This is a genomic window from Pseudomonas fluorescens, from assembly GCF_019212185.1.
Classification (GTDB): Bacteria; Pseudomonadota; Gammaproteobacteria; order Pseudomonadales; family Pseudomonadaceae; genus Aquipseudomonas.
In genome coordinates this window covers 3,527,926-3,536,373 of sequence record NZ_CP078138.1, presented here as the reverse complement: position 1 = coordinate 3,536,373, position 8,448 = coordinate 3,527,926, and the positions used below count along the sequence as shown (strand labels likewise).

The following is an 8,448-nucleotide window of genomic DNA, read 5'->3' as shown; positions in this document are numbered from 1 at the left end:
GGCAAGGCATAGTCGAGAAGTTTGATGCTCATCGGTAACTATTCACCCGCCCTGGTTTTGATTTCGCTCTGCGTGGCCATCCTCGCCTCCTACACAGCTCTGGACCTGACCGGGCGCATCGCCACTGCCAAGGGGCGGGCGGTGCATGTATGGACGGCCGGCGGCGCCTTGGCCATGGGCGTTGGCGTCTGGTCCATGCACTTTATCGGCATGCTGGCCTTCAGCCTGCCCATCGACCTGGGCTACGACTTCGGCATCACCGCCTTGTCGCTGCTGATCGCTATCGGTTCCTGCGGCTTTGCCCTGTGGCTGGTCAGCCAGCCCGAGTTGCCGGCGTGGCAATTGGGCTTTGGCGCCTTGGTCATGGGCGCGGGCATCAGCGCCATGCACTACACCGGCATGGCCGCGATGCGCATGACCCCGGGGATCGACTACGACCCGAGCCTGTTCGGCGCCTCGCTGCTGATCGCCGTCGGCGCCTCGGCTGCGGCGCTGTGGATCGCCTTCCGCCTGCGGCAAAACACCCCCTACGTACGTTTCGCCCGAGGCGGCGCGGCGGTGATCATGGGCATCGCGATCGTCGGCATGCACTACACCGGGATGGCCGCGGCGCGCTTTGCCGATGGCAGCTTCTGTGGCGCGGCGCTCAATGGCTTGAGCGGCAAGGGCCTGGACAACTTGGTACTGGTCACCACCCTGGCGGTGTTGAGCATTGCCTTGCTGACCTCGATTCTCGACGCGCGCCTCGAAGCGCGTACCGCCGAGCTGGCCAATTCCCTGACCCTGGCCAACCGCGAACTGACCCAATTGGCCCTGCACGACACCCTCACCGGGCTGCCGAACCGCATCTTGCTGGCTGACCGCATCGACCAGGCGATGCACCTGACCCAGGAGCAGGGCGGTTGCTTCGCGCTGATGTTCATCGATCTGGATGGTTTCAAGCCGGTCAACGATGCCTTTGGCCACCACATGGGCGACCAGTTGCTGCGCGAAGTCAGCCTGCGCCTGCGCGAGGACCTGCGCAGCCACGACACCCTGGCGCGGATCGGCGGTGACGAGTTCGTGTTGCTGGTGCAGCTCAATGAGCCCACCGATGCCTTGCGCCTGGCGGCGCGCCAGGTCGGCTTGATCTCCCAGGCATTCCGAGTCGGCGAACATGACCTGCAGATTTCCGCGAGCATCGGCATTGCGGTTTTCCCGGGCAACGGCCTGACTCCGCAAGAACTGCTGATGAACGCCGACGCGGCGATGTACCACGCCAAGGGCACTGGCAAGAACGGCTATCGTTTCTTCGATGCGTCGATGAACACGGATGCGCGGCGTCACCTGCAGTTGCTGCAGGACCTGCGCAGCGCGGTCGAGCAGCAGCAGTTCCGCCTGCATTACCAGCCCAAGTTCGATGCCAGCAACGGCCAGCCGGTCGGAGCCGAGGCCTTGCTACGCTGGGAACACCCGATTCAGGGGCTGCTGATGCCGGACAAGTTCATTGAACTGGCGGAAAAAACCGGGTTGATCATCCCGATGGGCGAATGGGTACTCAACGAAGCCTGTCGGCAGATGCGCATCTGGCACCAGCAGGGTTTCAGCCACTGGCGAATTGCGGTGAACCTGTCGGCCTTGCAGTTCTGCCATGCGGGACTGGTGCAGAGCGTGGCCATGGCCCTGGCCACCCATGGTCTGCCGGCCAACAGCCTGACCCTGGAAATCACCGAAACCACTGCCATGAGCGATGCCGATGCCAGTATGGCGGTGTTGCAGGAGTTGTCGGATATGGGCGTGGACTTGTCGATTGATGACTTCGGTACCGGCTATTCCAGCCTGATGTACCTCAAGCGCTTGCCAGCCAACGAACTGAAGATTGATCGTGGTTTCGTTCGTGACCTGGAACGCGACAGCGATGACGCGGCGATCGTCTCTGCCATCGTCGCCCTCGGTCAGGCATTGGGCTTGCGGATTGTGGCCGAAGGTGTGGAAACCGGGGTGCAGCAGGATTTTCTGACGAAACTGGGCTGCGATTCGCTGCAGGGTTATCTGTTGGGGCATCCGTTGCCGGCAGAGGGCTTTATGGCCAATATCAATCGGGTGCAGCCGACGCTGGTTGGATAGAACACTGTGGGACAGCGAATTTTGTAGCAGCGAGCCTGCTCGCGATGGGGTCAGAAGATTCACTGCTGAATATTCGGCCGCCATCGCGAGCAGGCTCGCTCCTACTGTGATTTATGCCAAATCCACCAGGACAATCTCACTGTCCTCAATCGCCGTCACCCGCAGCAGCCGCTCTTCAGCCACCGCCACCCCATCCCGAGCCTCCGCCCGCAGGCCGTTGACCTCGATCACCCCGGTGGCAGGCACCAGGTAGGCGCGCCGTCCGGCATCCAGTGAATACTCGGCGGTTTCCCCTGCCTTCAGATTGGCCGCCACCAAACGGGCGTCGGCGCGGATCCGCAGGCTCTGGTCATCGCCGGCCTTACCGCTGGCCAGGGTCACAAAACCCTCGCGCTGGCCTTTTGGAAAGGGTTTCGCACCCCAGGAAGGCGCCAGGCCAGACTCGTTCGGCACAATCCAGATCTGGAAAATTCGCGTCGCTGTCGATTCCAGGTTGTACTCGCTGTGGGCGATCCCGGTGCCGGCACTCATCACCTGTACGTCGCCAGCCTCGGTACGACCCTTGTTGCCGAGGTTGTCGGCATGGCTGATGGCCCCTTCGCGAACATAGGTAATGATTTCCATGTCGCGGTGCGGGTGGGTTGGAAAACCGGTGCCGGGGGCGATCACGTCGTCGTTCCACACCCGCAGGTTGCCCCAGTTCATGCGTTTTGGGTCGTAGTACTCGGCGAACGAAAAGTGGTGGTGGGCATCCAGCCAGCCGTGGTTGGCGCCGCCCAGGGAAGCAAAGGGCCTGAGTTCAAGCATGATCGTCTCCTGAAAAGGTTCGTCACTAATCGAGAACCGTGGTTGATGGCGAGCATCATCTATCAACAAATGATCGATAAAAAGCGTAAAAACTGCGTCAATCCAATCGAATTGTTCGATTTATAACGCCGCCGTCAATATGGCAATACACTTTCACTTCATCCCTTAAACCAATGATCGACAAGCATTTGACTAGAACTCAATGGCAAATGCAGACACCATAGCCAACAACAGCCTCACACCCTGGAGTCAGCGTGCCGCGTCACATCCCCGATCTTCCTCCCGAGCTTTTGCCCCTGTCCGAGATGCCCTGGTTCAAGCGCCTGGCCGCGCGTTTCTTCGGTCATGGCCTGACACGCCTGCGCGCCCAGCACCGCGCGTCGTGGCTGCATGGCCAGGCCGACGGTTTCCGCAGCGGGCATACCGCCGGCGTCGATTACGGATTCAAGGAAGGCAAGGCCGAAGGCCTGGAAGAAGGGCGGCAGGTGCTGCTGATTCGCGACAGCCGTTGCACCGAGCACCCGGCGCCCAAGGTCGATGAACACCTCTTCGACGATTGGCGGTTGCCATTGACGGCCGACATCAAGAAGCGAATGAAAGCCGACGTGGCGCGCCTGCTGCCAGCGAACGGGCAGCCGAGTGCGGCGCAATGGAAGATGATCTTCAGCGATACCCCGTCAACCTCGGTGATCGCCGGAGCAGGCGCAGGCAAGTCCACCACGCTGGCGCTACGCATTGTATTACTGGTGCACTACCTCGGTTTCGAGCTGGACTCGCTGACCGTGGTGACGTTCACCCGCGAATCGCGCAAGGATTTCATCAATAAGCTGATCGATCTGTTTGCCCTGTGGCAGCGCCCGCTGGACCAGAAAGCAGCGCGGGAGCTGGTGCGCACCTTCCATTCGCGGATCCTGCCGATGGTCCGTAGCCTGCCGGGTTTCGAGCGCCTGCAAGCCTTCGAAAACCTTAGCGAGCGTACCTTGTTCGACGATGCCGAAGGTGACAGCAACCCCTTTGACCTGCGCATCAACGACACCCAGCGTCAGCGACTTAACGCCTGCTTTCATCGCTTGTTTACCGACAATCAGCGCTTTCGGGAGCTGATCACCCCGTTATCGCGCCATGCCCTGCAACTCAAGGAGCTGGAGCGCGACCACCCGGACGTGCAAAAGCGCATGGCGGTGACCGAGTTGGCGGCCAAGCGTGACGAAGAACTCTGCGATACCGTCGAGGATCTATGGCTGCGTGCCGGTGCCTGGCCGATCAAGGGCATCGAGCCGAACCGCCAGACCGTCGAGATCAATGGTGCGACCTTCCATTGCCACGGCTACATCCCCACCCTGGATGCCTGGGTAGTGCTGGGTTTTGATCCAAGGGAAAACCCCCAGCTCAGCCGTCCCAATGCCAAGCTGACCGTGCGCGCAGAATGGGCGGTCAAGCGCACCCTGTTTCAAGCTTTTTGTCGTAAGCCATTGATATGGCTGGATAGTTACGATTCGTCGAAGCGAGTTCTCGGTACACTGGCCGCAGATGCCAGCGCCGGTCCGGGCTTCGATTACAAGGTCAAGGGTGAGCTGGCCAGCGCGCCGTTGCTCGATTGTTTTGTCGCGGCGGCAAGCTTTATCGAGAACCTCGGCCTGGATGTGCCCGCGGCAGTCGGCCAGATGGCCTTCGCCAAGGACGATCCGGACCGGTTTTTCTTCGAGGCGTTGAGTCTGTTCTGGCGTGCCTTCGAGGATCATCTGCTGGACCAGTCGCCGCCAGTCATGACTTATAACCGCATGTTCGCGCTGTTCAGCGAGCATTCGCCGGAAAACCTCAAACTGCTGTCGGCCGACCTGCTGCGGCCGATGGCGCACTTGATGATCGACGAATTCCAGGACGTTTCGCCGCAAATCGTTTCCTGGATCCGCGCCACCCTGAGCGAGATCCGCCGGCGCGGGCCGTCCATGCATGTCGGCCGCGGGGCCCAGCGCTCATCCCTCCTATGCGTCGGCGATGACTGGCAATCAATCTACGGCTGGCGCGGCAGCTCGCCGAAGTACTTCATGGAGTTCAACAAGGAATTCCCGTCACCGAGCACCACCCGGGTGATGCTCAGCGATAACTACCGCAGTCACCAGCACATCATTGACGCCGCCGAACACATCGTGCGCGCTGCGCCGGCGATCTCCGGCAAGAAAGCCAAGGCGTGCGGCGACTTCAGTGAGCTGTGGCCGGTCAACATTCACGACAGGGACGAGGAAGCCCTGGGCAAGCGCCTGGCCGAGCACTACCGAAATGGCGATTCAATCTTGATGTTGTATCGAAAAAGCAGCGATAAGCTATTGATAGAAAAACATATTTCATCTGTAGTTAATGTTGATTCTAGCTTGCCGTACCCGCAGCGCCGCCTCAAGCAGTTGACCTATCACAGCGCCAAGGGCCTGCAGGCCGATGCGGTGTTCCTGCTGGGGGATTGCCAGCACCTGACCAGTTCGCCCTACAAAAACCAGGTCTATCGCATGGCGGGATTGGGCAAGGACGGTGATGCCGAGCCATACGACAGCGCACAGAAAGACGAGATCCTGCGCCTGGCCTATGTCGGGATCACCCGGGCAGTGAAACATTGCCATTGGTACGTTGACGCTCAGGAGGGCACAGCAGTGAACATGCCGAGGGCCTCTGATCGAATCCCTGCCGGCAAACCGTTTTTTGCTGATCTACGCAATGCTGGCAGTGAGCCGGCGCGGCAGGGGCGGCAGGGGCGGCAACGCTAGCGCTCAGGCAATATGCCGGAGCGCTACAGAGGGGATGAAGGCTTCCAGTTCGTCCTCGACGGCCTCGATGATGCGCTCGACATCGGCGGCATTCATCACCGTGGCGCAGGGGATGCCGGCGATGGCAATCAGGGTTTCACCGCTGACACGGTCGAATAGCCGGGCAATCATGCTGCTCGGTGCATCCATGTGGCCCTCAAAGCCCATCGGATGAAAATGCCAGCGCATCAGCTGGCAGGCATTGGGAAATGTAACCTTGCTGAACGAAGCCCTGTTCATGTGTTGCCCACCTTCGACATCGAGCCGTTCCGTCAGCTCATGGGAGGAGAGTAGTGCCGTCAATGGCCCAACCGTTTGAGTGATTAAAAATAGCATTCAATTTTAATCCGGTTACCGGGTTTTTCAGGCCGATTGGCGATAGATTGCAGTTTTTTGCGCTGCATCACGTTCCGTGATGTCATTGAGCCCCGGCGCGCTTGCCACTACTTCCGAGAACCCCATGTCTGTCCCTGACGACGGCCCGTTATTGACCCAGGCCACCGGCGAAACCGTGCTGCGCTATCACCTGTGCTGGAAGCACCGCGATCTGGACGGCGTCATGGCGCTGTATCACCCGGATATCCAGTACCACGACTTTTTCCAGAACCGCGTCCTGGGTCTGAGCGAGTTGCGCGAGTACGTGCGCAGCAGCATGCCGCGCGATCCCGAAGAGGCGCTGGAACACTCGGACCGGATTCGCCTCGATGGCGACACCGCCTTTATCCAGTACCGCATGACCCTGCGCGGTGGCGAGGGTCTGGTGTCGTTTCGTTCGAGTGAAGCCATTACCGTGCGCGACGGGCTGATCTGGCGGGTCAATGAATACGCCTCGCTGGTCCATGAGCAGCCAGGGTGCCAGACGCAGGCCGGCAGTCGTCCGGCAGCCAGTCGCTTGGGGCTGTCGCCACGGCAACTGAGCTTCATGGCCCAGGACCTGCAGCAGTACTTCGAGCGCCAGCAGCCCTATCTCGATCCGCAACTGGACCTGCAGCGGGTGGCCGAGGAGTGCGGTTACAGCCGCAACCAGATCTCCTACCTGCTCAACCAGGTGCTGGGTCAGAGTTTCTACCGCTACGTCAATCAGGCGCGCTTGCGCCATTTGCTGGCGGCGCTGGAACGGGCTATCCCGCCGGTGCGTACCGATGAATTGGCGTTCGCTGCGGGCTTTAACTCGTTGTCAGCGTTCTACAGCTGTTTCCGTCAGCACACCGGTCTGTCGCCCAAGGCTTACGTGCGGCAAATTTCCTTGCGTGCACGCGCGCAAGACACGCCCTGAGGCCAGGCACTAGGATCGACGCCATCGAAACTTGAGTGGCGGAGACTTGCATGCCAGCGTGGCGCACGATCAGTTTATGGATGGACCAGCTCGAAGAGCCCCTGCTGCCGCGCCCGGCGCTGGAGCACGACCTGGACGTCGATGTGGCGATCATTGGCGCCGGTTACACCGGGCTCTGGACCGCCTATTACCTCAAGCGTCAGGCACCTGAGCTGAGCATCGCCATCATCGAGGCACAAATGGCCGGCTTCGGCGCCTCGGGACGCAACGGCGGCTGGCTGATGGGTAACCTGCTGGGCGAAGACCGCCTGCTGGCCGGTCTGCCTGCCGAACAGCGCCGCGCATCCTTCGATTTGCTGCACAGCATTCCCGATGAAGTAGAGATCGTCATCGAACGTGAAGGCATTGACTGTGATTACCGCAAGGGTGGGGTGCTGTATTGCGCGGCGCGCTACCCGGAGCAGGAGCACAGCCTGCGCAGGTATCTGGACGGTCTTTATGCCCAAGGACTGAAGGAGGCTGATTACCGCTGGCTGAGCCCCGAGCAACTGAATCAGCAGATTCGCCTCGCCAGGCCCTACGGCGCCATCTATGCCCCCCATTGCGCGACCATTCACCCGGCGAAACTGGTACGCGGCCTGGCCCGCACGGTCGAGCGCATGGGGGTGAAAATCTATGAAAACAGTCCGGTGACGGCCTGGCAGTCGGGCAGTCTGAGCACGGCCAAGGCCAGCGTGCGCAGCCGTTGGCTGGTGCCGGCGGTGGAGGGCTATGCGGCCACCTTGGCGCCCTTGGGGCGCTATCAGTTGCCGGTGCAAAGCCTGTTGGTGGCCACCGAGCCGCTCTCGGCGGCGACTTGGGAAAGCATCGGCCTCGAGCGAGGCCAGGCGTTCAGCGAGAGCAGCCGCCAGGTCACCTACGGCCAACGCACTGCCGACAATCGCCTGGTGTTTGGTGCGCGCGGGGGGTACCAGTTTGGCGGCAAATTGCGCCACGACTTCGACCTGACGCGCAGCGAAGTCGAGTTACGCCGCTATTTGTTTGGTGAGCTGTTCCCGCAGTTGAAGGATGTTCAAATCACCCATTCCTGGGGCGGCAACCTGGGCATGTCGCGGCGCTTCAAGCCGCACATGTTGTGTGACCAACGCACTGGCATTGCGCTGTCGGGCGGGTATGGGGGTGAGGGTGTCGGCGCCAGTAACCTCGGCGGGCGCACACTGGCCGATCTGATCCTTGGCCGCGACAGCGACTTGATCCGCCAGCCGTGGGTCATTCCTCAGGGAGGTCTTGACGCACTACGTGCCTGGGAGCCCGAGCCGCTGCGCTGGCTGGGCTACAACGCAATCATCCGCAGCTTCATCCATGAAGACCAAGTGCTGGCCAATCCCGACAGTGCGCCGTGGCGGCGCAAGTTGGCGATGCAGGTGGCGGGGTTTATGGAAGGTTTCATGCACTAAACGC

At 61.2% G+C, this 8,448-nt stretch carries 6 protein-coding genes; 4 read left to right on the top strand and 2 right to left on the bottom strand.

All coding sequences use genetic code 11. The features are described from left to right. The first annotated feature begins 24 nt into the window (after positions 1–24). Entirely contained in the window at positions 25–2,106 is a 2,082-nt protein-coding gene (locus tag KW062_RS15865) for a putative bifunctional diguanylate cyclase/phosphodiesterase (protein ID WP_105754254.1), read from the top strand. Positions 2,107–2,217: 111 nt separating this feature from the next. Here KW062_RS15865 and KW062_RS15860 read toward each other — a convergent pair whose 3' ends face one another. Then, complete coding sequence (locus tag KW062_RS15860) at positions 2,218–2,913, bottom strand: pirin family protein (RefSeq protein ID WP_027618945.1); 696 nt, start codon at positions 2,911–2,913, stop codon at positions 2,218–2,220. A 254-nt stretch (positions 2,914–3,167) separates the two neighbouring features. On the opposite strand from KW062_RS15860, the gene KW062_RS15855 reads away from it, so the two are divergent. Further along, on the top strand, positions 3,168–5,672 hold the full coding sequence (locus KW062_RS15855) for a UvrD-helicase domain-containing protein (RefSeq protein WP_105754253.1): 2,505 nt from the start codon (positions 3,168–3,170) through the stop codon (positions 5,670–5,672). A gap of 3 nt (positions 5,673–5,675) precedes the next feature. On the opposite strand, the gene KW062_RS15850 is transcribed toward KW062_RS15855, so the two are convergent. Continuing rightward, entirely contained in the window at positions 5,676–5,951 is a 276-nt protein-coding gene (locus KW062_RS15850) for a DUF1652 domain-containing protein (protein ID WP_027618943.1), read from the bottom strand. 220 nt (positions 5,952–6,171) lie between these two features. Between KW062_RS15850 and KW062_RS15845 the strand changes: the two genes are divergently transcribed. After that, entirely contained in the window at positions 6,172–6,987 is an 816-nt protein-coding gene (locus tag KW062_RS15845; RefSeq protein WP_105754252.1) for a helix-turn-helix transcriptional regulator, read from the top strand. Positions 6,988–7,037: 50 nt separating this feature from the next. After that, the gene (locus KW062_RS15840) at positions 7,038–8,444 is read left to right on the top strand and encodes an NAD(P)/FAD-dependent oxidoreductase (RefSeq protein WP_105754251.1); all 1,407 of its coding nucleotides are present in this window, start codon (positions 7,038–7,040) and stop codon (positions 8,442–8,444) included. Positions 8,445–8,448 lie beyond the last annotated feature (4 nt).